Annotated in this window: 32 protein-coding genes and 1 pseudogene; 8 read left to right on the forward strand and 25 right to left on the reverse strand. The window is 35.7% G+C overall.

Annotated features, from left to right (window positions below; translation table 11 throughout):
- Positions 1-259: 259 nt before the first annotated feature.
- Complete coding sequence (gene glcT, locus BWGOE10_RS20305) at positions 260-1108, reverse strand: glucose PTS transporter transcription antiterminator GlcT (protein ID WP_002160625.1); 849 nt, start codon at positions 1106-1108, stop codon at positions 260-262.
- A 165-nt stretch (positions 1109-1273) separates the two neighbouring features.
- Here glcT and BWGOE10_RS20310 point away from each other — a divergent pair, with 165 nt between their 5' ends.
- Positions 1274-2092, forward strand: a complete 819-nt coding sequence (locus BWGOE10_RS20310; protein ID WP_070144730.1) for a Cof-type HAD-IIB family hydrolase — start codon at positions 1274-1276, stop codon at positions 2090-2092.
- 73 nt (positions 2093-2165) lie between these two features.
- Here the strand turns inward: BWGOE10_RS20310 and phnF are convergent, their stop codons facing one another.
- The 6 genes from phnF to BWGOE10_RS20340 all read right to left on the reverse strand — a co-directional run bounded on the left by phnF (position 2166) and on the right by BWGOE10_RS20340 (position 7424).
- Entirely contained in the window at positions 2166-2897 is a 732-nt protein-coding gene (phnF, locus tag BWGOE10_RS20315) for a phosphonate metabolism transcriptional regulator PhnF (protein ID WP_078172874.1), read from the reverse strand.
- Positions 2827-3615: a glucosamine-6-phosphate deaminase gene (nagB, locus tag BWGOE10_RS20320; protein ID WP_070144731.1), complete on the reverse strand. Its 789-nt coding sequence runs from the start codon at positions 3613-3615 to the stop codon at positions 2827-2829. The genes phnF and nagB overlap by 71 nt, the downstream gene beginning before the upstream one ends.
- 4 nt (positions 3616-3619) lie before the next feature.
- Positions 3620-4762, reverse strand: a complete 1143-nt coding sequence (nagA, locus tag BWGOE10_RS20325) for an N-acetylglucosamine-6-phosphate deacetylase (RefSeq protein ID WP_002111602.1) — start codon at positions 4760-4762, stop codon at positions 3620-3622.
- Positions 4763-4968: 206 nt separating this feature from the next.
- Complete coding sequence (locus BWGOE10_RS20330) at positions 4969-5871, reverse strand: ComEC/Rec2 family competence protein (protein WP_070144732.1); 903 nt, start codon at positions 5869-5871, stop codon at positions 4969-4971.
- A 78-nt stretch (positions 5872-5949) separates the two neighbouring features.
- The gene (scpB, locus tag BWGOE10_RS20335) at positions 5950-6522 is read right to left on the reverse strand and encodes an SMC-Scp complex subunit ScpB (protein ID WP_002014908.1); all 573 of its coding nucleotides are present in this window, start codon (positions 6520-6522) and stop codon (positions 5950-5952) included.
- 158 nt (positions 6523-6680) lie between these two features.
- The gene (locus tag BWGOE10_RS20340) at positions 6681-7424 is read right to left on the reverse strand and encodes a segregation/condensation protein A (protein ID WP_070144733.1); all 744 of its coding nucleotides are present in this window, start codon (positions 7422-7424) and stop codon (positions 6681-6683) included.
- Between the two features lie 169 nt (positions 7425-7593).
- Between BWGOE10_RS20340 and BWGOE10_RS20345 the strand changes: the two genes are divergently transcribed.
- On the forward strand, positions 7594-7689 hold the full coding sequence (locus BWGOE10_RS20345; protein WP_000510194.1) for a YjcZ family sporulation protein: 96 nt from the start codon (positions 7594-7596) through the stop codon (positions 7687-7689).
- Between the two features lie 99 nt (positions 7690-7788).
- Entirely contained in the window at positions 7789-8307 is a 519-nt protein-coding gene (locus tag BWGOE10_RS20350; protein WP_070144734.1) for a DUF309 domain-containing protein, read from the forward strand.
- Between the two features lie 20 nt (positions 8308-8327).
- On the opposite strand, the gene ribT is transcribed toward BWGOE10_RS20350, so the two are convergent.
- Positions 8328-8696, reverse strand: coding sequence for a GNAT family N-acetyltransferase RibT (gene ribT, locus BWGOE10_RS20355; protein WP_000908403.1), 369 nt, complete (start codon positions 8694-8696; stop codon positions 8328-8330).
- Between the two features lie 484 nt (positions 8697-9180).
- Complete coding sequence (locus tag BWGOE10_RS20360) at positions 9181-9618, reverse strand: peptidylprolyl isomerase (protein ID WP_000853785.1); 438 nt, start codon at positions 9616-9618, stop codon at positions 9181-9183.
- A gap of 187 nt (positions 9619-9805) precedes the next feature.
- Here BWGOE10_RS20360 and BWGOE10_RS20365 point away from each other — a divergent pair, with 187 nt between their 5' ends.
- Entirely contained in the window at positions 9806-10672 is an 867-nt protein-coding gene (locus tag BWGOE10_RS20365) for a DUF1002 domain-containing protein (protein WP_070144735.1), read from the forward strand.
- Positions 10673-10703: 31 nt separating this feature from the next.
- On the opposite strand, the gene BWGOE10_RS20370 is transcribed toward BWGOE10_RS20365, so the two are convergent.
- The 14 genes and pseudogenes from BWGOE10_RS20370 to dacF all read right to left on the reverse strand — a co-directional run bounded on the left by BWGOE10_RS20370 (position 10704) and on the right by dacF (position 21319).
- The gene (locus BWGOE10_RS20370; protein WP_070144736.1) at positions 10704-11507 is read right to left on the reverse strand and encodes a Cof-type HAD-IIB family hydrolase; all 804 of its coding nucleotides are present in this window, start codon (positions 11505-11507) and stop codon (positions 10704-10706) included.
- 96 nt (positions 11508-11603) lie between these two features.
- Positions 11604-13076: a spore germination protein SpoVAF gene (gene spoVAF / locus BWGOE10_RS20375; RefSeq protein ID WP_070144737.1), complete on the reverse strand. Its 1473-nt coding sequence runs from the start codon at positions 13074-13076 to the stop codon at positions 11604-11606.
- Positions 13063-13632, reverse strand: a complete 570-nt coding sequence (locus BWGOE10_RS20380; RefSeq protein ID WP_002088445.1) for a stage V sporulation protein AE — start codon at positions 13630-13632, stop codon at positions 13063-13065. Before BWGOE10_RS20380 ends, spoVAF begins: the two co-directional genes overlap by 14 nt.
- Before the next feature lie 5 nt (positions 13633-13637).
- On the reverse strand, positions 13638-13988 hold the full coding sequence (gene spoVAE / locus BWGOE10_RS20385) for a stage V sporulation protein AE (protein ID WP_070144738.1): 351 nt from the start codon (positions 13986-13988) through the stop codon (positions 13638-13640).
- A gap of 3 nt (positions 13989-13991) precedes the next feature.
- The gene (gene spoVAD / locus BWGOE10_RS20390) at positions 13992-15008 is read right to left on the reverse strand and encodes a stage V sporulation protein AD (RefSeq protein WP_070144739.1); all 1017 of its coding nucleotides are present in this window, start codon (positions 15006-15008) and stop codon (positions 13992-13994) included.
- 13 nt (positions 15009-15021) lie between these two features.
- Positions 15022-15480, reverse strand: a complete 459-nt coding sequence (gene spoVAC, locus BWGOE10_RS20395) for a stage V sporulation protein AC (protein WP_070144740.1) — start codon at positions 15478-15480, stop codon at positions 15022-15024.
- Between the two features lie 12 nt (positions 15481-15492).
- On the reverse strand, positions 15493-15909 hold the full coding sequence (spoVAB, locus tag BWGOE10_RS20400) for a stage V sporulation protein SpoVAB (protein ID WP_070144741.1): 417 nt from the start codon (positions 15907-15909) through the stop codon (positions 15493-15495).
- The gene (locus tag BWGOE10_RS20405; protein WP_070144742.1) at positions 15902-16522 is read right to left on the reverse strand and encodes a stage V sporulation protein AA; all 621 of its coding nucleotides are present in this window, start codon (positions 16520-16522) and stop codon (positions 15902-15904) included. Before BWGOE10_RS20405 ends, spoVAB begins: the two co-directional genes overlap by 8 nt.
- Before the next feature lie 116 nt (positions 16523-16638).
- On the reverse strand, positions 16639-16737 hold the full coding sequence (locus tag BWGOE10_RS20410; RefSeq protein ID WP_000016829.1) for a methionine/alanine import family NSS transporter small subunit: 99 nt from the start codon (positions 16735-16737) through the stop codon (positions 16639-16641).
- Positions 16737-18263: pseudogene (locus BWGOE10_RS20415) on the reverse strand (sodium-dependent transporter). The gene BWGOE10_RS20410 and the pseudogene BWGOE10_RS20415 overlap by 1 nt, the downstream one beginning before the upstream one ends.
- A gap of 137 nt (positions 18264-18400) precedes the next feature.
- A complete protein-coding gene (gene sigF, locus BWGOE10_RS20420; protein ID WP_002122210.1) occupies positions 18401-19159 on the reverse strand; it encodes an RNA polymerase sporulation sigma factor SigF in 759 nt (252 codons plus the stop codon).
- Positions 19160-19171: 12 nt separating this feature from the next.
- Positions 19172-19612, reverse strand: coding sequence for an anti-sigma F factor (gene spoIIAB / locus BWGOE10_RS20425; protein WP_001243400.1), 441 nt, complete (start codon positions 19610-19612; stop codon positions 19172-19174).
- On the reverse strand, positions 19613-19963 hold the full coding sequence (spoIIAA, locus tag BWGOE10_RS20430) for an anti-sigma F factor antagonist (protein ID WP_002088460.1): 351 nt from the start codon (positions 19961-19963) through the stop codon (positions 19613-19615).
- Positions 19964-20128: 165 nt separating this feature from the next.
- On the reverse strand, positions 20129-21319 hold the full coding sequence (dacF, locus tag BWGOE10_RS20435) for a serine-type D-Ala-D-Ala carboxypeptidase DacF (protein WP_070144743.1): 1191 nt from the start codon (positions 21317-21319) through the stop codon (positions 20129-20131).
- Positions 21320-21485: 166 nt separating this feature from the next.
- Here dacF and BWGOE10_RS20440 point away from each other — a divergent pair, with 166 nt between their 5' ends.
- Genes BWGOE10_RS20440 through BWGOE10_RS20455 form a run of 4 tightly spaced genes read left to right on the forward strand, consistent with a single transcriptional unit; the run spans position 21486 to position 24880 of the window.
- Positions 21486-21905 (forward strand): GntR family transcriptional regulator, encoded by a 420-nt coding sequence (locus tag BWGOE10_RS20440; RefSeq protein ID WP_070144744.1) that lies wholly within the window; start codon positions 21486-21488, stop codon positions 21903-21905.
- A complete protein-coding gene (locus tag BWGOE10_RS20445) occupies positions 21871-22752 on the forward strand; it encodes an ABC transporter ATP-binding protein (RefSeq protein WP_070144745.1) in 882 nt (293 codons plus the stop codon). The genes BWGOE10_RS20440 and BWGOE10_RS20445 overlap by 35 nt, the downstream gene beginning before the upstream one ends.
- Positions 22742-23803 carry an ABC transporter permease gene (locus tag BWGOE10_RS20450; RefSeq protein WP_070144746.1) on the forward strand — a complete coding sequence of 354 codons (1062 nt, stop codon included), beginning with the start codon at positions 22742-22744 and terminating at the stop codon, positions 23801-23803. Before BWGOE10_RS20445 ends, BWGOE10_RS20450 begins: the two co-directional genes overlap by 11 nt.
- Positions 23804-23815: 12 nt before the next feature.
- On the forward strand, positions 23816-24880 hold the full coding sequence (locus tag BWGOE10_RS20455; RefSeq protein ID WP_070144747.1) for an ABC transporter permease subunit: 1065 nt from the start codon (positions 23816-23818) through the stop codon (positions 24878-24880).
- Between the two features lie 23 nt (positions 24881-24903).
- Here the strand turns inward: BWGOE10_RS20455 and BWGOE10_RS20460 are convergent, their stop codons facing one another.
- Positions 24904-25449 (reverse strand): hypothetical protein, encoded by a 546-nt coding sequence (locus BWGOE10_RS20460; protein WP_070144748.1) that lies wholly within the window; start codon positions 25447-25449, stop codon positions 24904-24906.
- 100 nt (positions 25450-25549) lie between these two features.
- A complete protein-coding gene (locus BWGOE10_RS20465; RefSeq protein ID WP_070144749.1) occupies positions 25550-25969 on the reverse strand; it encodes a MarR family winged helix-turn-helix transcriptional regulator in 420 nt (139 codons plus the stop codon).
- Between the last annotated feature and the right edge of the window lie 86 nt (positions 25970-26055).

The following is a 26055-nucleotide window of genomic DNA, read 5'->3' on the forward strand; positions in this document are numbered from 1 at the left end:
GCTATACAAAGGGTAGTATGTCCCTTTCTTTAGCTTACATTCCCAGCTTTTCTCCACTCATGCCTGATCGAATCAGTAACACGTGTCAAAAATAGGATTACGTATAAGTTCACTATAATTAAAGCAAACGTTTTCGTTATTTACCTTAATTTGTTTGTCGAATTGTGTATAACTTTGCATTAGTTATTATACATAACTATTGTAAGCGATTCAATCATTTTTTTTAACGTTTTCATTTTAGACAAAAATATATGTCTTTTTACACATGTTCTGCTTTCACTAATCGTTGTAAATGCATCGTTAAATAAATACTCTCCGCTTCATAAACAGGAAGTTGTAATTCTTTTTGCATTACCTTAACTAGCTTCCAAGCTAAGTTATAACAGACTGGATATTCTGCCTTTAATAAATCAGCAAAACTTTGTGCTTCTTCTACTTTTTCTCCTTTTTTCACCCGTTCAATAGCATATTGCAAATGACGAATAAGGCGTAAATAATGAATGCTTTCTTGGTCTAATGTAATTTGTAGGCTTATCTCAATTAAAGAAACAAGTTGTGCAATAAGACGGGAATTTTGATTAACAGAAGATAAATCAGAGTTTGTAAGCGAGCTGTAAATATGGAGTGCGATAAAGCCAACTTCTCCTTCTGGCAATGTAATTTGCAAACGAGAATTTAAAAGTTGCACAACTCCTTCAGCAATTTCATATTCCTCTGGATATAGCATTTTCGTTTCAACTAAAAAAGGATTATCTATTGTAAGTCCTTGTTTTAGCCTTTTAATTGCAAAAGAAATATGATCTGTTAAAGCGATATGAATATGTTCATTTAATGGAGACTCCGCTTTTTCTTGAATGTATAACATAATATCATTCATCAATTCAATTAGCTTTTCACTCACATGTGGCACTAAAAGTTTGTATTGTTCTCGATCACGTTCATTTTTTAAAACAAACATTTTCTCAATTTGTTCTTGCTCCAACACATCTTCAGCCTTTTTTCCAAATCCAATTCCTTTACCGATCACTACTACTTCCTCGTGTTCAGGATGGCTAGCAATGATGACATTATTATTTAAAACTTTTTTAATTTCTAGATAATTACTCATATAACACCACCCTCGTACTTAAATAGCCTACTTTTATGTTACAGAACATTCTTCTTTGTCGTCAATGTAAAACATCTACCATTTGATAAAAATTCATTTTTTAGACATGTTTGTATATGATGCGTATAATGTAAGAGCAACTGTACATAGAAAGGAGACAGCAACATGATTAAAATGTTTGTAAGTGATATTGACGGTACAATGATGCAGCACGGAGGTCTGATTGATGAACAGGATGTTGCGGCACTTCGCAGTCTTGCTGAGCAAAATGTTATTCTTTGCTTCGCTTCTGGACGACTTGATAATGAAATCGCAGACTTAATGAAAGCTGTAAATACAAATTTCCATCGTATTAGTGTAAACGGTGTGTTTGTATACACAAATGAAAATAAGCAACTATTGTCCGCAACTTTTGATTCCAGCATTCTTCCTGATTTACTAGCTATGACAAATCAAGACCCTTATTTCCGTTATGTAAGTGATGAGCATAATTACTATATTGAAGAAAAGACACCTTTTATTCATGAACTCGAAAAACAAGTAACAATGACTTCTGTTGAAGAACCAAATTTATTACAGAAAATCGATGATACAATTTTTCCAAATAAAATTTCTATCGGTGGAACAAAAGAAAACTTACAACTCCTTCAAAAAAAGATCGATGAAAAATTCCATGGAAAAGTTAGTACTTTTATTTCAGCTGAACAATGTTTAGATGTAATGCCACCAAATATTAGTAAAGGTTCTGCTATTTCTGTTTTATTACAAGAGTTTCAAATACAACCAGAGGAGGTTGCATGCATAGGGGATTCTTACAATGATATTCCAATGTTTTCTTTAACTCCTCATAGTTTTGCTATGTCTCAAGCTGATAACGCGGTAAAAGAGCACGCTCACTATGTAGTAGATGCTGTCAAAGATGCCGTTAACCAAGTGCTTGTTTATAATGAAGAAGCAAATAAAAATACGACTCGATCCTTATAAGGATGAGTCGTATTTTTATTTCTTTACATGTTGAAAACATCAAAGTTCACTGTACTTCACAAACTGAAATATATTACTTGTTACGTGCGATGTTCGTAATAAACTTGTAACGATCACCACGATAAATACATTTCACATACTCTAACGGTAACTCACCTTCTGAATATGACCATTGACGCATTACAAGTACAGGCGCCTTTTTAGGAATATGCAGATGTTCAGCTTCATTATCCGTTGCAATTGAAGCTTCAATTGATTGAGTAGCGCGAACAAGCTTAAAGCCCAGTTTTTTCTCTAAATGTTCATATAAAGATTGTTGCAATATTTCTTCGTTAATATCTTTCACAAGAGTTGGCGACAAATATGTCGTCTCAAATGCAATCGGTTCGTCATCAGCTAAGCGCGTACGCCTCACTTCATAAACCGATTCTCCCTCTTGTATTCTCAACCGGTCTGCTATTTTAGCAGTAGCTGGAACTAGGCGGAAACTTAATAACTGGCTGCTCGGTTTCATACCACGAGAAATCATATCTTCTGTGAATCCCGTCATTCCTTGCAACTTTTGCTCCACTTTCGGAAGTTGGACGAACGTTCCAATCCCACGTTTCCGGTATAAATAACCTTGTTCCACTAAGTTATTAATCGCCTGTCTGATTGTCATACGACTCACTTCGAACTTATCACAAAGTTCATTCTCAGATGGAATTTTATCTCCCGGCTTCCATTCGCCTTCCTCAATTAGCTGTTTCACCCACTCTTGAATCTGATAATAGATCGGAAATGGTGAATACTTGTCGATGTTCATCAGCAATCGCCTCACTGCATAAAGATAGAGCTTCTGGATCTGCGATTACGGTTACATTCGGATGACGTTGTAAAACTGTAGCAGGACACGCCTCACTATATTCACCTTGCAATAATTCTTTAATAGCTTCTGCCTTTTTAGATCCCATAGCAACAAGTAGAATTTGTTTCGCTTTCATAATACTTCCAATTCCCATTGTAATCGCATGAGTCGGCACATCTTCTTCATTTTCAAAGAAGCGAAGGTTTGCTTGGCGCGTAGATTCTGTTAATTCTACAATGTTAGTTGGAGAATTAAATGGTGTTCCTGGCTCATTAAATCCGATGTGACCGTTTTCACCGATTCCAAGAATCTGTAAATCAACTGGGTTAGCTACTAGAATGCCTTCATAACGCTTGCACTCTTCCTCTAAATCACTTGCCATCCCATTCGGTACATAAGTTTGTTTTAATGGAAGATGATCAAACAACTGTTCTTGCATGAAATAGTGATAGCTGTTTTTATCTTCGTGTGGTAAATTTACGTACTCATCTAAGTTTACAGTGGTTGTATGACTTGTATCAAGTTTATTTTTTCGCATTTCTGCATAAATACCTAATGGAGAGCTTCCTGTAGCCATTCCTAAAGTTGGATTTTCTTTTGATTTTACAACCTCTTTAATTAACTTATAACCTGCTTCTGCTAATTCTTCTGGAGTTTTTACAACAAGAATATTCATCTAATTACTTCCCTTCCTTCATATGAATTCCTAAACGAACCGTATCATATACATGTAATTCTTCAGTCATAACAACAAAGTCTGCATCTTTACCTGCCGCTAACGCGCCTTTATTATTTAATCCAAACTCTTCTGCTTGGTTAACTGATGTCATCAACACTGCATCCTCGATTGAACATCCTGTAAATTCAATTACATTTCGGAAAGCTTGATCCATTTTCAAAATACTACCAGCTAACGTTCCATCTTCTAATCGGGCACTGCCATCTTTTACATGTACTGGCTGTCCGCCAAGTTCATATAATCCTTCTTCAAGACCTTTTGCACGCATTGCATCTGTAATGACACTTACTTTTTTCGGTCCTTTTAATTTATACGCTAATTTCACCATATCAGGGTGAATGTGAATACCATCTGTAATTACTTCAACCATTACATCTGGATTTAATAACACATGACCAACAACTCCTGGTTCACGATGATGTAATCCACGCATTTGATTGTATAAATGTGTTGCATGTGTAATTTTTCTATTTTTCAGTTGTGCATCAATCGCATCTGTATGCCCCATTGTGCCAACAACACCTGTTTCAGCAAGATACTGTTCAAACTCTAACGCACCTTCTTCTTCCGGTGCATATGTTACTAATTTAATTAGATTACCGCTTGCTTCCTGCCATTGTTTAAATTGCTCGATACTCGCAGGAACAATATGTTCAAGTGGTTGTGCACCCGCACGTTTTTTTGAAACATATGGTCCTTCTAAATGAATATATTCGAAATGTGCCCCTTTATCTTTCGCTTCCTTCGCAGCACTTAGCGCCGCTTCAATCGCTTCTGGAGCTTGTGTCATTGTTGTTGGGAAGTACGTTGTAACTCCTTCTTTTAGCATTTCTTTACCAAGAGTTACTAATCCATCGCTATTTGCATCCATCGCATCAATATCGTATCCACCATGAATATGAACATCAATCATACCTGGAATCACAATCTTTCCTGCCGCATCTAACACAGTTTCATTTTCTTGTGATACATATTGAGCCATCAAACCAATTTCTTTAACTGTTTCTGCGTAACGAATAAATCCGTTTTCCACTACTTCTTTACCTGTATAAATTTTGGCATTGATGACAACTTGCGTTTTCATTTTCATCGATCCTTTCCCATGAAATACCTACTTATTATTATTACCTTATTCGCCTAATTCCATCTTAATATACACACAAGTAGTTGTCTATACATTCTAATGAAATTTCCTCTTCGTTTAGCGAAAAAAGGAAATTGATTTCTTTTTCATTATAATATATATTATTCATTTTTTCCAAAATGGAAAATACCCTCTTATATAATTGGTTACTTAAGTAATGGCATAAGACCACTCGTCCCCATAGTAATATGTTCACCATCTGTTTCTATTTCTACAGTACGCTTGTTTGTTCCGTATATCATTATACCACGCTGTTTTAATCGTCTTACTACACTTTGATGAGGATGCCCATACGGATTTCTACTCCCGTACGAAAGAATAGCGAATTGTGGATCTACTTTTTTTAAGAATGTTTCACTCGTTGAAGTATACGAGCCATGATGCCCAACTTTTAATACATCTGCATGTACATCAAATTGCTTTAATATTTCATTTTCTGTCCGTATATCAGCATCACCCATTAATAAAAAGTCCGCTTTACCATATCGAATCTTTAGCACAATTGAGGACTCGTTATTCTCGTCTTTCGATTTACCATTGTTCAACACTTGTATAGAAACATGTGGATCTAGCGGTATATATTGTCCTTCCTTCACTGAAATGAAAGATATACCCCTTTTTTTAATATTATTCCGATACGTATGATAAGTAAATGAACTATATGTTTTTCCACTATCTAATACGAGTGCAACCGGCATTTGTTCTACAATTGGAATAAGTCCCCCTATATGGTCCATATCCGGATGAGTACTTACAATCACATCTAAATGATTAATTCCTTTTTCAATTAGTTTTTGAATAATAACCTCTCCCGCTTCATACGGGCCCCCATCTATTAACATCGTTTGACCATTTGGCAATGTAATAAGTGTCGCATCACCTTGTCCAACTTTTAAAAAACTCACTTTCATTTTACCAAAGTGTTGCCGCTGCATATGTATAGAAGACGCAGTATGAATAGACATCATATATCTTTTAGCCGATGCGCTGTTTAACGAAAAACATAATAAAACAGAAACCAACAATAGAATACTCCGTACACCTTTCATAGCTCGTCTCCTTTTTTCATTTAGTATGGCACGCTCTGTAATTGATATACAAAAAAAGCTTAGCAAAATGCTAAGCTTTTATTTTGATAATTCCTGTAAAGAACCAAAGAATAAATCCGCTTCATTCATTTGTTCATTTTCTTCCGAAAGAGGTGGTAAATCATCTAACGTTTTCAATCCAAACGTGTCCAAAAATTCTTTCGTAGTTCCATATAAGATAGGACGCCCTGGGCCTTCCGCTCTTCCTGTTTCTTTTATAAGTAAGTGTGAAACTAACGTTTGTAATGCCTTGTCCGTTTTCACACCTCTAATCTCTTCCATTTCTGTCCTTGTAATCGGTTGACGGTACGCAACAATTGCCAACGTTTCAAGAGCTGCTTGAGAAAGTGAAGCCGCAGTTGGAGTATCTATTAATTTTTGATAGTACGAAGCATGTTCTTTCTTTGTTGCAAAACGATACACTTTTGCATATTGTACAATTTGCAAACCGCGATTCGATCCTTCGCACTCTTTTTGCATTTCCTCTATACTGTTTATTACTTCTTCCACTTCAACTTCCAGAACTTTAGCTATCTGTTCCGGGTAAATCCCTTCGTCACCTGCAACAAATAAAAGCCCTTCAATAATCGCTTTTTGTTCTTTTCTATCCATTTTACGAACTCCTTCCTCCTATTTCCCATAAAAAATACACATAAAAAAACCGAATCACAGTAAATGCGTTCGGTTCAATATTTCTTCTCTCGTTCCAAACGATACATTAAAACCTAACATGAGATAAAATATTTATATCCCATCTTCACATGCTGGCTCTATACGGATTTATTAGAGCTTGATACGAAAATTTCATCAAAATTATGTTCTTGCTCAATTATGATTTGTTGATTTTTCATTAGCTCAAGAACCGCTAAAAATGTTACAACCATTATTTCGCGTTCTTCATCAGCAAACAAATCATAAAAGCTTTGACGACCGCCTCTTACTTCTAACTGTTGTAGAATATCAGTCATTCGCTGTGCAATTGGTATTTCTTGGCGAGTAATTCGCGCTGTTACGGGGGTTTTTGCTTTTTTACGACGCATTAGCTTTTGAAATGCCGCTAACATATCATATAACGTAACATCAAGAGGTAAGCTTGTCTCCTCTTCTTGTTGAAATGATGTAAAATCAATTGGCGGACGTGTATATAGCTGTGCTCTTTCTTGTTCTCTTTCTTTTAACTCAGTAGCAACTTGCTTATATTTCTTATATTCAATTAACCTCTCCATCAATTCTTGACGAGGATCATCTATAAAGTCTTCACCGTTATCAGGTACATCTTCTTCTTGTTTCGGTAACAACATTTTACTTTTAATTTGTAATAACGTTGCAGCCATTACTAAATACTCACTGGCAACATCTAATTGTAATTCTTTCATCGTATGGACATAAGATAGATATTGCTCTGTAATTTCCGCTACAGGAATATTATATATATCAATTTCGTAACGATTTATTAAGTGTAACAATAGATCTAAAGGCCCTTCAAAAGCCTCTACTTTAAAATTATACTGCACAAAGCATCCCACCACATTTTTTCTATAACACCATAAGTATAGAGCATCCTCATGTTCTATCCAACCTTTTTAAGAAATTTAATTAAAAATAGACCTATGCCCATGTCATAATGCCCACCGCTTCATATGATAACAATGTAGTAAGAACAATGTAGGAGGTCAAAAAACTATGGGTCACGTTGATTGCGGTTTTAGCGGTGGGTTCGCATTACTTGTTGTACTGTTCATTTTACTAATCATTGTAGGAGCAGCTTGCTTCTGCTAATAGGAAGCAATAAAGCGACTAGGGATATTTCTCTAGTCGCTTATTGTTAATATTTCTATGATAAACTGTACATAGAACCTTTAGACAGGAGCGAAAAAAATGTATCCTACCGAGTACATACAATTTTTAATTCATTTTCATGGAGACTATGATTATTTTGAATGTCATGAAATATTAGAAGAGTATTGGAAATTAAAACCTAGAGGAGAACGCGACAATTACTTAGTCGGTCTCATTCAAATTGCTGTTTCCTTATACCATCACAGACGATCCAACTGGAATGGCGCAGAGAAGATGATAAAAAGCGCAATAGCACTTTTAGAAAAGAACAGTGCGCCGTTACATCAATTAGGAATAGATCATAAACAACTTATATTCCTATTAAATGAGAGGCTACAATCTATCCACAAAAAGAAAATTTTCGCGCCATTATTTTTACCATTATTAGACACATCGTTAGAAAAACAATGCATACAGTTATGTAAGAAACAAAACCTCTCTTGGAAAGATGTGAACGTCATTCCTGGTGAATACATCATAAATAAGCACACATTGCGTGATCGAACAGAAGTCATTTCTGAACGACACGAACAACTACAAAAAAGAAAGCAGAGATAATAAACTACTTATCCCTGCTTTCATGAATGTATATTTTGTTCAAGCTCTTTACACTTTTTGCAAAAACTTGCTGTTTGCTCATTTCCGCAAATTGTAAACTCAAGAAATTTACTCTTAAGCTCTTGAACCATCTTCGTCCCAATCCCCATATGACGGTGAGACGGATTCACGCTCAAATGCTGAATTTCCAATACCTGATCTTCTTTTTTTATAATCCCCATTATCCCAACAAAATCTTCATTTTGTTTCCACAAATACAATTGCCAATCCTCTTTCGCTTCATATTCTTTCATTGTCAATTGTAATGTTTTTACATCTTTTTCAGTTGGCATAAATGAAAGAAGCCCCATTGCAATTTTTTCATAACTTTTTTTAAAACGAATTAACATAACCCTTATCCCTTCTTACAAAAGTTACAAACTATTTATCCCATCAATCACTCTTTTCATATCACATTCATTCTACAATATTTTTACCAGAGTGAGAAGAGGCTGAAACAACTTGATAATCATACAAAGCGTTAAGAAGAAAGTCAAATATATGTTTCCACGCTATTTCTTTCTATTACACCGCTCAAAAAAGAGACAATACTATATAAGAACTAAAAGGAAAATCCCTTTCTCATCACATTTTAATTACTAACCACTTTTGAAAAAAGTAGTTCTACCAAAAGCAATATGTTAAGAGAAATCCATTTATTGAAGCATATAATTCGTACTCCATCCTATGTATTTTATTAAAAGTGTGTTCTCATGAACAATATAATTTAACGTTAGTAGCCGTCCTATTTGTGTCATATACTTTAAAATATATAACAATTCCTGTTTATAGGAAATAAAAAAGAGAGCAAAATCGCTCTCTTTTTCTCATAACTTATTCTTCCCAAACTTTAACTTCTTTCATTACATCACCTTGACGCATGTTTAATACCGTTTCAATACCGCTTGTTGCTTTACCGAATACAGTATGTACGCCATCTAAATGCGGTTGTGGCTCATGAACAACAAAGAATTGGCTACCGCCTGTGTTACGGCCAGCATGTGCCATAGAAAGTGAGCCAACAAGATGTCTATGAGGATTTCCATCAGTTTCACATGGAATAGAGTAACCTGGGCCACCTGCTCCTGTTCCTGTTGGGTCTCCACCTTGGCTTACGAAGCCAGGAATAACTCGGTGGAATGTCACACCATCATAAAATCCTTGCTCTGCTAATTTTTTAAAGTTTTCTACTGTTTTTGGTGCCTCTTCTGGGAAAAATTCCAAATCGATTTTTTCGCCATTTTCCATTAATATGTATCCTAAAGTTTTCATATGTATATGTCTCCTTTCAACTATCTCAGCACTATATTAACATATTCATGACGAGAAACAAAAAGAATCCGACAATCTGCATACTTCTTTTTCGAAATGTGGAAAAAGCTAGGTGACAAATTTTAAAAATATACTATAATAACTGTGTTGCCCGAAAATTTTAGAAAGAGAAAGGGAGCGATTTTTCGTGAAAGCGAAATTACTAGCTCTGCTATTAGCTGTAGCCGTATTTATTATGCCAACAGCTTCATTTGCAGACATCATTGAGGGAGAATCAATTGTTACACTAGGAGAAAACTTATCTGAACAACAAAAACAAGAGCTGTTAAAAGAAATGAAAGCACCAAAAGATGCTACAATCATCACTGTGTCTAATGCGGAAGAACATAAATTTCTAGAAGGAATTGTTCCAAAATCACAAATTGGTACAAGAGCAATTTCCTCTTCTATGATTACATACACAAAACCAGGGTCAGGTCTCATTGTACGCTCAAAAAACATTAATTCGATAACAGATGCAATGTACACAAATGCACTTATTACAGCAGGTGTGAAAGATGCAGAGATTCAAATTACTGCACCATTTAAAGTTTCCGGAACTGCTGCTTTAACAGGTTTAATGAAGGCCTATGAAACAACATCGAACAAAGAAATTCCAGAAGATGTTAAAAAAGTAGCCAATGAAGAAATGGTGCAAACAGCAAAACTTGGTGATAAAATTGGTGAAGAAAAAGCAGTTCAACTTGTTGCAAAAATTAAAGAAGAAATTGCAAAAGAACAGCCAAAAACAACTGAAGATTTACGCTCATTAATTAAAAAAATTGCTGATCAACTTGGCATTACATTAACAGATGAACAGTTGGATAACTTAGTAGCGTTATTTGATAAAATGAAAAATCTTAATATCGATTGGAACCAAGTTGGTAGCCAATTAGATAAAGCAAAAGACCATGTGTCTGCCTTCTTAGGATCTGAAGAAGGACAAAGTTTCCTAGATAAAGTAAAAGATTTCTTCTCTAGTATCATCGATTTCGTTAAATCTTTATTCAAGTAAAAAAGAAGCTCGCCGCTGGCGGGCTTCTTTTTTATACAAGTAACGGTAATTTCATAATAGCTTCTTCAACCGAACGAACAACATGATTTGCTTTCTCCTTCACATACGGATGAGCATGATGAAGGGTGAAGGAGTGCGGGGTTACTTCAAACATAGAAATATCATTGAAAGAATCTCCAATACATGCAACTTCATTTGCTTCAATTTTTAAATGTTCCATTAATCTCTTCAGAGCGCTTCCTTTACTTACACCTCTTGGCATAATGTCAACATAGCGCTTACCCGATATAAAAACTTCCGCTTCGCTCTGAAATGTATCTCGCAACTCTTGATCTAATGCTACAATTTTTTCTTCTTCTCCAAAAACAAACAATTTCGCAGGATGTACCGTCTTCCCAAATTCCTCTTCTAGTTCTTCGATTTCAGCAATATGCACTCCCATATACTCTTCAAAAGTATGATGATGTTCATTCTTCCTTTTTGTATATCGCTGCTCATTTGCACAAACAATATCTGCTAGTCCCTTTTTATGTATATATCGATATATTTCCTGGGCAACCCCATCTTCAAAACTTGATTCATGAAATACTTTTCCATCCGGTAGTATCATTGTCGCTCCATTTAAACTAGTTGTGTAATACGGGAACGAAAACCTTTTTACCGCCTCATCAATTCGGTGAGTAAAACGGCCAGAGGCAAAACAAATATTTGTCCCTTTTTCAGCTAGCCAACAAAGCGCTCGTTCATCTTCTTTTTGCATATGATTCACATTGTAAACGAGCGTATCATCTAAATCACTTACAAATAGTTTAATCATGTCCTCTTCCCCTTCCATACACAATATCTACTCTAATTGTACAAAAAAAATGTTTGATTTTTGTTAAAAAAACAATAAATTTTCAATAAAAAATAAGCGGGAGCATAATCCCACTTATTTTTGTCTTCGCACATTTTGAGGCCTTACAATACTTGGACGAACCTTTAAACTAGACATAGTTGGACGAAGTAAAATTTTCGTTAACGCGCCCCAATCAAACGGTAAAAACGGCCATAAATACGGTGTTTGCAAGCTTTTTATAGATGTTAAAAATAAAATCAATATCGTCATTCCAATGACAAATCCCATTTCATGAAATATACCCGTCAAAATAATAACAAATAATTTTCCAATCTTATTCCCAAGCCCTAGTTCATAACTTGGCGTAGCATATGCTCCAATCATAGAAACTGCTACGTACAAAATAACTTCTGGTACAAACAAACCTACATCAATTGCAATTTGACCAATTAATATAGCTGAAATTAATCCTGCTGCAGACGACAATGATGTCGGTGTATGAATGGCAGCCATCCTTAAAAATTCGAGTCCGATTTCCGCCATCAAAATTTGTAATAAAATTGGTAAATGCGTCATCTTATTTGGTCCAATGAAAGCAAGACTTTCCGGTAAAAGAGTTGGATCAAAAACAAAAACTAACCAAAATGGCAGTAAGAACAGTGAAAATATAACACCTAAAAAACGTACCCAACGTAAAAATGTACCTACAGCTGGATTTTGTCTAAACTCTTCTGCATGTTGTAAATGGTGAAAATATGTTGTTGGAGTGATCATAGCACTTGGTGATGTATCAACGAGTACTAACACATGGCCTTCTAATAGATGATTTGCTGCTACATCTGGCCTTTCTGTATATCGAATAAGCGGGAATGGATTATAACCTTGTTTGACTACAAATTCTTCTACCGTTTTATCCGCCATTGTAATCCCATCTACTTCAATGTTATTTAATTCTTGTTTTATAATCTTCACTAAATCCGGATTTGCAACATCTTGTACATATGTAATACAAATATCCGTTTGCGATCTATCCCCTACTCGAACCATTTCATTTCGAAGACGTGGATCGCGTATTCTTCTACGAATTAACGCTGTATTTACAACGATATTTTCAACAAAGCCATCCCTTGCACCACGCACTACCTTTTCTGTATCTGGTTCTGTCGGTGTCCGGCCCGGATAACTACGAACATCTATTGCGAACGCTTCCGTTTCACCTTCCACAAATATAACAATGAGTCCTGATAATACTTGGAGCATTACCTCATCCATCGTTTTTACTTTACTTACTTGTTGGTGAATTAAACGATTCTCTAAAAGCTTTACTGTATCTTCTTCTACATCCCTTATTTCATTTGTATCCACCGCTTCTTCTAAAATAGGGATAATATAATTCGTATCACAAAGTCCATTTACAAATAACACACCAATTTCTTTATTTAAAATTTGAAATTTACGAATACCAACATCATATGTAACACCTAGTCCAACCGTTTGCTTTAAATAATTTTCATTATCACTTAAAAAAGATGAAATCGGGATATTCACTTTTTTAGGCTTCGTCATAAAACCCACTCCTTTCCAAAATTAATTGAATCGCTTTTCTAGTAATAGGTGATCCTCTCTCCCATTCATCATTTCCGCACATCTTGCCAATATCACCGACCCCTACAATGACAGGAACATTCAGACCATCTAAACAATAAATCGTATCCCCACTAATCCTGCCAATTTCACCATCTGGGAGTCCAAATTTATCAACGCCGTATTCTGTCAAATTCCCATTCCGATCTACACTTACATCTACACGCGCCCATTCCCAATGATGTGTATTAGATGCTACTGCTAAAATACCCAGTACATCAACTTGTTTATGTGTTGCAACATACTTTAACGCCTTTTCACCAGATCCTTCTCCTATAAATCCACTGTCATCAAACATGACAAATACAGGGTCATATGGCGTTTGCATAATAAGCTCAACAACTTTCTTCCCTGTCAATTTGGTCGGATTACTTTGCGATGCTGAAATACACCTTCCCCCAAATTCCTTTGTTAACAGCTCAATTGTCCGCTTTGCATATTCATCTCCATCTGTGACCAAAACAACCCTTCGTCTCATTCGATTTATCCTTTCGGTTTACATATAAGTGCAACAAAAAATGAAAATAATATCGCCGCTGAAATCCCCGCTGACGTTAAGCTAAACATACCGATTCCAATTCCTAAATATCCATGTTTTTCTGCCGCATGCATTGCCCCGTGTAATAGTGAGTGTCCAAAACTTGTAATAGGGACCGTTGCCCCAGCACCTGCAAATTTTATAAGCTTATCGTACAATCCAAATCCGTCTAAAATAGCTCCGGCGACTACAAAAGTTGCCATTAAATGTGCTGGTGTTAACCTTGCGAAATCTAACAACACTTGTCCAATTACACAAATAGCTCCTCCTACAAGAAATGCATATATAAAATCCACAATTCACTCTCCTTTAACTCTTTCAAACACAACACCATGCGCAATCGTTGGAATCGTTTCCTTTTGCTGCATCATCACCGGGCTTAATAAAGCTCCAGTTGCAACTACAAAAATTCTTTGTAAATTACCTTTTTGCATTTCACGCAATAAATGACCGTATGTTACAACAGCTGAACAAGCACAACCACTGCCCCCTGCGAACACTTCTTCTTGATTTGAATTGTAAATCATTAACCCACAATCGTTGTATACATTCCCCAAATCATACCCTTCCTCAAGTAAAAGCTGTTTCGCAATTGGTGTTCCAACAGCTGATAAATCACCAGTAACAATAAGATCATAATCAGCTGCACTTCTTCTCAAATCTTCAAAATGCTGTTGAATTGTATGAGCAGCAGCTGGTGCCATTGCCGATCCCATATCTAAAGGATTAGCAATTCCTAAATCCTGTACTTTTCCGATTGTTGCTGATGTTATTTTAATTGCACTCTCCTCATTGCTAATCAATATTGATCCTGCTCCAGTAACAGTTGAGTTTGCTGTCCCTGGCTTTTGTCCTCCGTATTCTGTTGGGGAACGAAACTGTCTTTCAGCCGTCGCATTATGACTACTTACTGTAGCTAAAATACGATTCGCAAATCCACCATCTATAAAAGCTGATCCAATCGCCAAAGTTTCCATTGACGTCGCACAAGCGCTGAACATCCCTAAAAAAGGAATACCATACTCACGAGCAACGTAATTTGCTGTCACTGTTTGGTTTAATAAATCTCCCGCTAAAAAGAAATCAATTTGTGATTTTTTTTTATTTCCTTTTTGCATCGCTTGTTGAATTGAGTCTGACATTAACCTTCGTTCAGCAAGTTCCCAGTTTTCCTCTCCGCAATGTAAGTCAGAATATGAAATATCAAAATCCTTTCCAAGAGGGCCTTCAGCTTCTTTCGGACCGACAGCAGTACCAGTTGCATTCACGAAGATATCATTTTGAAATACCCACGTTTGTTTCCCTGTCAATCTCATACCTCCCCCTCCTTTAAGACATTAAAATTTGAAATGTATATCTTATTAACCCGATAATGTATGCACCGACGACTCCAAATACAATGACACTTCCTGCAAGCTTAAACATGTTAGTAGCAATTCCTAGAACAACTCCTTCACTCCTATGTTCTAGCGCAGCACTCGCCATAGAATTCGCAAATCCAGTAACTGGTACTGCTGATCCCGCTCCAGAAAATTGCCCGATTTTATCATATACACCACACCCTGTTAAAATTGCTGATAATAAAACAAGCGTTGCAACTGTCGGATTTCCTGCCTCTTGTTCACTAAAGTGAAAATAATGTATATAAAATTTCATCAATATTTCTCCGACTGTACAAATGAACCCACCTACAAGAAATGCCTTCACACAATTTAGCAAATAGTTTGGCTTTGGATGGTACTCCTTCACTTTATTTATGTAATCATCTTTCAGTTTTCGCCCTGCCATATATATTGCCTCCTACTTTACGAAATAAATCCAGTGAAACAATGAGCCTATTACTTTTCCAAGTACAAGAGCAACGAGCAAAATAACAATTTTCCCCTCTACCCCGACTCGTTTCGCTAAAATAGGTAAAACATTTAATACTTCTGTTAATGCCGCAGCAAGCATTCCAATGAATGTGCCACAAAATAACCCTAATATTACGAGCCAATATTGCGATGTTTGAAATGTAATGTTTTTCAAACTACACCAAGCCCCAGTTAAAGTACCCGCAATGACAGCCCACTCAAAATATTGAATATGCTTTCCACTTCTCGTTAATTGAGCTAAGCGCGGGATAATACCGAGAACAGCTAAAAAGGCAACATATCCGCTACCTACTGCAATCCCGCCAGCTAAACCAATTAATATAACAAACCCACATTCAATCATCGGCAAGCTGTTTCGTGTTATCCTTGTTTTCATTAACAATTACATATTGATCAAGCGACTGTTGATATTGAAACATCTCAACTTCTAACGGACTAGGCTCTTCATTAATTCTCTTTTGAAATACATGATTGAAAAATAAAACCATACCTAATCCAAGACCTACTGAATATGGAACTTGAAATAATAGTGGTTGCTCCTTAAACTCTCCAGTAATCATGTAATATAACCGTTGATGTACTTGTTGCATACTTACATCCTCATGGAAATAAATTATCGCAAGGGCCGCTCCAATGAAAAGCAAAAACCATACAAGTCCAAAGAAAACCGGATGCACTTTCTTTTTTTTATATATAATTTCAACAAGAGTTTGTCCAGAACCCAGTAAATTAATTTGTACATGAGATGCTTTTTGTTGAATAATCTCAATTACTTTCATGACATCAATTACAACATGCGTCTTATCATGTGCTGTTATGTTGTAAACTATCTCATTTTGTAACGACTCAACTACAAAAGAATCTCCTGCAAGTTGAGCAACATCACTCAGCTTTATTTCGTACGCAGGAGAAACTTTTAAACGATTGCGCATTTTAATATAAATTGTTCCTTCCAATTTTCATTCACCCCTTCACTCTTCCTCGTAGTTGTAGTATGGTTATTGAATTTTTTTCTAATACAATTTTTTCATAAAAAAACATCTGTACCGTTTCGGTACAGATGTTTTTTAGCTTATGCCTTTTTCTTAAATAAATTTGCAATACTTAATGCAAGTCCTCCCCAAATGACTACCATACCTATAACCATCATCATAATCGCTGATCCACTCATCATGAAACACCTCGGTCCTTCCATTCTTTTTCAAGCTGGGCAGAATCTGAATGTATTTGTGCATTCCATTTTTTCAGACCAATAACTAGCGCGACTAGAAGGAATGCTGCCGCTATCGACCAACCATACGTTACAACAAATTCCGTCGGATAATCTCCGTAGTTCTTTTTAATGTTTTGGATTGTACCATCAATTAACATATACCCTAACATAAGTGGAGTAATAACGAGTAAACTCACTCTCCAAAACGTCCCTAACTTTATATCAGACACAAAGTTTGCATGATTTTGATAAACTGGTAAACGGCGCAAGATTAGTCCTATTGTAACTACTTCAACAAGTGCAATTGTAATCAATCCAAAATTGTTAGCGAAGTAATCAACAACATCTAGGAACATAAGTCCCCCTCGCGTTGCAAAAACAAGAGAAACTAATACTAATAGCGTTCCCATAATTCCAATCGTCTTTTGACGACTCAAGCTGAATTTTTCAGATACAGCGGCAAAGCATACTTCTGCAAGTGAAATGAGTGATGTAATTCCAGCAACAGTTAAAGATAAGAAAAATAGTACACCAAATAACGGTGACATCGGTAACTCATTAATAATTTGCGGGAATACTACAAATGCAAGTCCTACGCCAGCACTAGCTACTTTATCAACCGGTACCCCCATGTTATTTGCCATAAATCCAAGAGCTGCAAAGACACCAATACCTGCCAACAATTCAAATCCTGAATTTGCAAACCCTGTAATAAAAGCATTATTTGTTGTATCTGAGTTTTTCGGTAAATAACTAGAATACGTAATCATAATTCCGAATGCTAAAGATAAACTAAAGAAAATTTGACCGTAAGCAGCAAGCTATACTTTCCCATCAAAAATACGACTCCAATCTGGTTTAAAGAATGCATCTAATCCTTGCATCGCACCTTCCATCGTTACTGCACGAACAACGATAATAAGGAACATAACAACTAGTAAAGGAATAAAAATGCGGTTAACAACTTCGATTCCTTTTTTAACTCCTTTAAACGCAACACCAAGCACAATAATCCAAACGAGAGCTAACGGAATTAATACTTCCGGCACAAGCCCTCCAAACTGTCCTGGTTTATCTGCAACATGTAAATATTCTTTAAATAAAAATGATTGCGTGTCTTTCCCCCATGCTCCAGTAATTGCAAAGTACGTATACGAAATAGACCAAGCAATGATTACAGCGTAATATGTTGAAACAATAAATGTCACACACATTTGCCACCATCCAATAAATTCAGCACGTCGATGAATACGGAAGAATGTAAGTGGCGCCGAACCACGATGACGATGCCCAAGAGCAAACTCGAAAGCTAACAATGAAATACCAGTCGTTAATAATGCAAATAAGTACGGTAAAAAGAATGCGCCTCCCCCGTTTTCATACGCTGTATAAGGAAAACGCCATATATTCCCTAGTCCAACAGCGGAACCGATTGCTGCAAAAATAAATCCAGCCCTCGTTCCCCATTGTTGCCTCGTTTCCATGTTTCCTTCCCCCTTTGTGACAAGTTCATACTTGGATTATAGTTTAAATTAACTGAATTATCAATAAATTCTGTAAACTCTTTAGAAATAGTTGGAATTTTCTCCTTTTCGTGGCAATAAAAAAATCGAATAGATAGCTACTCATCTATTCGATCTTTCATCTGTTTTAATATTTTCTTTTCAAGTCTTGAAACTTGTACTTGCGAAATGCCTATACGCTCCGCTACTTCTGATTGGGTTTGGTCTTTATAATAGCGCAAATATACAATTAGCCGTTCTCGTTCATCCAGTTCTCTAATTGCTTCTTTTAAAGCAATTTTATCAAACCATTTCGTTTCCGATTGATCTGCAATTTGATCTAAAATAGTAATTGGATCTCCATCGTTTTCATACACAGTTTCATGTATCGATGAAGGAGCACGACTCGCTTCTTGCGCCAGAACAACTTCTTCTGGCGTTAGTTCAAGAGCCTCTGCTACCTCATTAATCGTTGGAGCCCTTCCAAATTCTTTCGAAAGCTCGTCTCTCATCTTTCGGACTTTGTTTCCTGTTTCTTTTAAAGATCGACTTACTTTAATTGATCCATCGTCACGTAAAAATCGTTGTATTTCACCGATAATCATTGGAACTGCATATGTTGAAAATTTCACGTCGAAAGATAAATCAAATTTATCTACCGATTTTAAGAGTCCAATACATCCAATTTGAAATAAATCGTCTGGTTCGTATCCTCGATTAAGAAATCGCTGCACAACCGACCATACGAGACGCATATTACTTTGAACGATTGTATCTCTCGCTTGTTGATCTCCATCTTGACTCTTTTGAATTAACGCTTTTAGCTCGTGGTCCTTTAACTGAGGTTTCTTCTTCTCATTTCTGACCTCTATGTCCATTGGCTATTCTCCTTAATTGCATAGAGCGTTACTATTTGATAAGTATTTTGTCAAATGGATTGTTGTCCCGAAAGATTCGTTTGAAATAACTTCTACTTCATCCATAAAATTTTCCATGATAGTAAATCCCATTCCGGAACGCTCTAATTCAGGTTTAGTTGTAAAAAGGGGTTGTCTTGCTTCATCTAAGTTAAAGATACCAATCCCTTCATCTCGAATCGTGAGTTTCACCATCGCTTCTTCCAAAATCACTGAAATATAAACAACACCTTCTGCATTTCCTTCATACCCATGAATAATTGCATTTGTAACCGCTTCTGACACAACTGTTTTAATCTCTGTTAGTTCTTCCATCGTCGGGTCTAATTGCGCAATAAAAGCAGCTACCGTAACACGAGCAAATGATTCATTCTGACTTAACGCTGAAAATTGAAGGTTCATTTCATTTCTCATCTATGCCACCCCCAACGTCGCGAGCGCATGCGCTTCACTTTCTTCTAAACGAACAATTTTGAATAGACCTGACATTTCAAATAAACGTTTAACAGGCGGTGAAATTGCACAGACAACCATCTCTCCACCTAATCCCTTTACATGTTTATATCGGCCTAATATAACGCCTAAACCTGAACTATCCATAAATGTTAAGTTCTCTAGGCTCAAAACAATATGATGAACACCATGTGTCTCAATCATATCTGTTACTTTCGTTCGCAACTCTTCAGCAGTATGATGATCTAATTCACCCTCTAGCCTCACACATAAGACGTCACGTTTTACTTCTAAATGCATGGAAAGACTCACACGATTTCCTCCTTATGCTCAAACTTTACTCTTTAACATAAGATTTTCGTGATATAAAACAAGAATCCTTCCTACTGACAAAAGAAGAACTATTTCGTCATAAAGTGAAACCTTTCAGCAATTATCCCCGTAAATACGAACAGAAAAGCGGCAAAATTTTCACCGCTATTTTGATGTTGAAAACATCCCAAAGCTTCGTTTAAATAACTCCCACCAGCTCGCTGCCTCAACATCTTCTTTCGCTACAATTGTTTGTTTTAATAAAACATCTTTATCTCTTTTAATAACAAGTGTGCCAAGTGCATCACCTTTTTTAATCGGTGCCTTCACTTTCTTTTCAGCAATCACTTCTTGTTTAACTTTGTCCATATTTTCGCCCTTCTTCATAAGAAGAGACACATTGTCTGACGCAACTAAATCTACTTTTTCTTCCTTACCTTTTCCTACTTGTACAGTCTTAATTTTCTCACCACGTGTATACAATTTCTTTGTCATGTATTGTCCAAATGCATAATCAAGAAGCTTCGTTACTTGATTGTTCCGCTCTTTTGAGGTAGGTGCTCCCATTACAACTGAAATAACACGCATACCATTTTTCTCAGCCGATGCCGTTAAACAATATTTCGCTTCTGTCGTAAAGCCTGTTTTCACTCCATCTACTCCAGGATAAAAACGTACTAACTTATTCGTATTAACGAGCCAAAACTTCTTATCCGTATTTTCACGTAAATAGTCTTCATATTTACCTGTGTATTTGCGAATAAGTGGATACTTCATCAACTCTTTCGCCATAATAGCCATATCATTCGCTGTAGAATAATGATCTTTGGCCGGGAGACCTGTCGGATTTTGAAAATGGGTATTTTTCAGTCCTAGATCTTTCGCTTTTTTGTTCATCATATTTACGAAGCCTTCTTCTGAACCAGCGATATGCTCAGCTACTGCAACAGATGCATCATTTCCGGATGCAATGGCAATACCCTTTAGCATTTCATTTACGGTCATCTCTTCCCCAGGCTCTAAAAAGATTTGTGATCCACCCATTGAAGCTGCATGTTCACTTGCTCTAACTTTATCATTTAGTTTTAGTTTTCCTTTTTCAACTTGTTCCATAATTAACAACATTGTCATAATCTTTGTCATACTGGCAGGTGGTAACTTTTCATTCGGATTTTTATCAAATAAAACTTTACCTGTATCTTGCTCAATTACGATTGCTGACGACGCTTGTTCCGCTAACTTCGGCGCGGTTTCTTCTGTTTTCTCCTGCTTCGTTTTCTCAGACTGTGCGAAACTAACTGAAGTACCAGAAAGCAATAACATGAAACAAACAAGTATTCCAAAAACTCGCTTCATGACTAACCCTCCATTCTATATCAAACTTATTTTTTCCAATTTATACATTTTTAATACCATATTTTTCTATCATTTTCGGTTGACAACTAAATTCATTGCCTATATTGTATTAAGTGTATTACACGTAGTAGTACACTTAATACTCATCAGGAAGGAGACATTGCTCTTGCATATTCAACTTGATCCAAGAAGCAACACTCCGATATGGGAACAAATTGTTCAAAATATAAAAGAACTCGTATTGAAAAACATGTTAGCTCCAAGTGATAAGCTTCCTTCTGTACGCGAGCTCGCTTCTTTGCTCGTCATAAATCCAAATACAGTTAGCAAAGCATATCAAGAATTAGAACGCCAAGGGATTATTGAAACATTACGAGGAAAAGGAACATTTGTATCCCAATCGATTACCCCAACATTAGACGAAAGGAAAATCGCTATGGTTGAAAAGCAATTTCATCAATTATTACTAGAAGCCTCTTATCTTGGGATTACGAAAGATAAAATTCATAACTGGATAGATTCATACTATAAAGAGATTGGAGGAAATACAGATGCTGAAAGTGACAAATCTGAAGAAAACAATTGATAATCAAACGATTTTAGACGATGTTTCTTTCACATTACAAAAGGGTAGTATCGTCGGATTGCTCGGAAGAAACGGTGCGGGGAAAACTACTTTATTACGAACGATGGTCGGTATTTTAGATCCCGATGCAGGAACTGTTACATACGAAGATACAGATGTTCATAAGCATCCTGAAATTAAACAAAAAGTTGTATATGTTCCGGATTCTACTAGCATACTGAACGGATATACAGTGAAGGAAATCGTGAAGTTTTATAAAGCAGTTTATACCGCATTTGATGAACAATATTTTTATGAAATATTAGAACGTTTTAACTTACCAAACAAACGAATTCGTAGTTATTCAAAAGGAATGAAAGCATTACTTGCGATCATTTTAGCTTTCGCTGCGAAAGCAGAATATATCATTTTAGATGAACCGACAAACGGACTTGATCCTATCGTTAAAAGACAGATTCTACAATTTCTTGTTGAAGAAGTAGCAGAAAAAGAAATTACAATTTTCATCTCCACTCACCATTTAGATGAAGTTGAAAAAATTGCCGATACAATCATTATTTTAAAAGGACATACAGTAGATTCTATTACATCACTAGATGATGCAAAATCACGATTTGCTAAAGTGCAAGTTGCTTACGAACGATCACTACCTCAAAAACTAGAAAACTTAAGCAATATTAAAATATTAAATCAAACAGGAAAAGTATATACGATTTTAATTGAAGGAAATGTTGCTACAACACTGGAGAAGTTTTATAAAGAGCAACCAATACTCATTGAAGAATTATCAATGTCACTTGAAGATGTCTTCGTTACGACACTTGAGGAGGATGGGTATGTTTCATAAGGCGTTGTGGATGTGGAATTGGAAGCGCGGGAAATATGCTGTGTTACTGTTTTTCTTTAGTTCACTTTATCTTTTATCTTTCGGATACTTTAGAGCAGCCGAGCGACAACTTGCTGAATATCACGAGTTGCAAGAAAAGGGAACGTACTATTATTTCTATTCTTTTGGGTCAGGGGAAAGTAATAGCTTTTGGTTAACTGTTCTTATCATTGCTTTAGCTTGTTTATTGATGGGATGGGAACGTAGTAGCCAGTCTAATACTTTACTTATGACGATGCCATTTAAAAGAAAAGATGTTTTTTTATCTAAATGGGCTTTTGGTTCATTTTGTATTGTAGGCTCATTACTTATAAATTGGATCCTTATGTATGTTATTTATAGAACAACAATCCATTTTGATTATCAATCATTTGGACCATTTCATCGATACTTTCTTTATGCGATTGTTTCTTATGTTGCAGTATATACAGCGGCACTATGTATCGGTACTTTTACTGGAAGCATCGTTTCACAAGTGGTCTTTTGTATTCCGTGGCTTCTAATGGGACTCACATTCATCTCATTATTATACACTTTTACAACAAACCATTTAGATGCTACAAGTACTAAAAATAATAAATTATATGAACAACTTTATGAAATCAACCAAAAAACAAATATAGTTGCACCAATTTATCGCTTTTCTATTAATTATGAATATAATCCAAAATTCCGTAAGAAGGACAACGATCCAACTACTTTAAGAAATCCAGCATCTCATATGTATTATTCAACCAAATCAATGTTACTCCCTATTTTCTATACAATATTTTACTTACTACTTGGAACATATTTATATACACGATCGCCAAATGAAAACACTCAAAAGATATTTATTTTCCAAAAACATTTACGAATATGGGTATGGGGGACAACCATTTATTTTGCATTACTAGGTGGCTATAAAATAAATCAATTTAATTTCTTACTTAACTACTATATCAGTTTGCTTCTCGCTGGAATCATTACTTATGTTGTACTATCACGTCTAACAAATTATAAAGTTTTTTAAAGGAGGGGGCCTATGTTTCAAAAAGCACTATGGCTAAGAACGTATCAACAAAGTAAATATGTTGTGTGGTTGTTTTGGTTCGTTAGCTTCTATACTTTATCATATAAATACTATATGGCTTCTATTCAACAGCTATACTTTCTAAATGACAATAAAAAGTGGAACTATGTATATCACTACCACTTTGATTTAACACTTATAGACCCTGTCATACTGTTAGGTGGTGTACTTATCGTTCTAGCTTGTACATTAATTGGTTGGGAAAGACAAAATAACTCTAGTGACTTGTTGTGGTCTATGCCCTTTAAACGTTCACACCTCTATATAACAAAATGGTTGTTTGGAATCTGTAATATTGTTGCGATTGTCGTTTTAAACTGGGGACTATTTGCTATTATGAAAAAGTTGACTTTTCATAATAAGTATCAAGTATTCTCCCCATTTCATAGCTACTTTATATACATGTTAATTGTATTAATTGCTATTTATACGCTTGCTTTATGTATAGGAACAATTACTGGGAATATTCTCTCGCAGGGACTTCTCACTGCAGCTATATTCATGTTTCCATTGTTATTTCCATCCCTTATCTCAGCAGTCATCGCTGTTCACTCGAATACTGACTTTCATGAGGACAATGGCAATATGCATCGTGTTATGGAAAACATACGCATTTCAGGTCCAGCAGAAGATTTTCATATTAGATTTGATTATAATCCGCAAAGTGCCTATACCGATCCTGATGGAGTGCGTCATAATGAACCAAACTTTACAAAAATCCCTTCAGTAAAAACATTGATTGGACCTATTGTAAATATAATTATTTTATTACCACTCGGTATATATTTATATGTTCGTTCATTCAATGAGCGGAATGGTAGTTTCTTACTATATCCAAAGCTTCAAAAAATATTTATGGTCTGCGCTATTTTCTGTATTGGAATTAGCGGTGGTTTAATAATTGGCGGAACCCATTCGTTGCTTAATTTTTACATTGGTTTGTTCGGAACAAGCATAATTAGCTATTTTCTTCTATCTAAAATATTGAGATTGAAGGTCTCTTGGAATTTCAAATAGAATAACCTCCTCTCAAAAGGAGGTTATTTTACATTCTCTCTCCTATCCCCATACACCATCTCTTCTTTCATCCCAAATCCATCACCGTTTTGTACAATTTGTTCTGTCGGTGCGACTACACTTTCAGCAATTTTCCATTCCCCACGCTCTTTCAGAAACACTTGCAGAAAATAGTTCATACCATTTAATTGATATGCATTTTCTTTTTTCACATTATAGTGCACCGCAATGTAATACACTTGGATATTTTCTTTTCCTGCCTTCGATACGTACTGCGATAATCTCGGAATGTACATAGCTGCTTTTTGAAACGGTAATTGCTTCGCTTTAACGAGCGATGAACTTGTTACGTTACGCAGAGTGTCCTGATTACGAATATTATCGCTATGGTGGAATAACACTGTGTTTTGCATAGAACGAACCCATAATTTCGAATATAAGACAGTATTATCATTTTCAATGTACTTCACTTCTTTTTGCACCACTTGGATAGGGGTATCGGCGTACATGAATGTAGTAAAACAGAAAAAGCTTCCAAGTAAAATGGTAAGTGCAGCAATATATTTCATAATCTTTCCTCCAATCTTTTTAATTAAAGTATCGGGGTTTCAAAATATTTTTATTCAAAAGAAAAAGGATAGGAAAGCTATCGCTTCCTATCCTCATTTATTATAATACGCGGCCAAATAGTTCTAAAACCATTTCTATCTCTTGGTCGCTCCAACCTTTAAATCTCTCTTTATAATATTCTTTACGCACAGCTTCAAGCTTTTCAGTTACTTCTCGTCCGTGTTCTGTAATTTCTAAGTACACGATACGACGGTCTGAATTTGAACGTTTTCTTTCAACAAACCCTTTTCGTACGAGACGATCTGTTACAGCTGTAATATGACTGGAGGTTACGTTTACTTCACTCGCAATTTGCGAAGCCATCTGTGGACTTTTTAAAAATAACGCACGTAATACAGAGAATTCGTTATATGGCATATGCTCTGAAAAACGTGTATTAATATCATTTTGTAATAAACGTATCATCTTTCGAAATGATGCAGATAAATCTAAAATCAGTGTTTCTCTATTTTCGTTCACTAGCCTCGTCCCTTTTTTATCATATTTACAAATATTATAATCTATAAATACCTATGTTGTATATGCTTTCTTCCCTCAACATTCTC

Origin of the sequence: Bacillus mycoides (assembly GCF_001757995.1) — a bacterium.
Lineage (GTDB): Bacteria > Bacillota > Bacilli > Bacillales > Bacillaceae_G > Bacillus_A > Bacillus_A mycoides_B.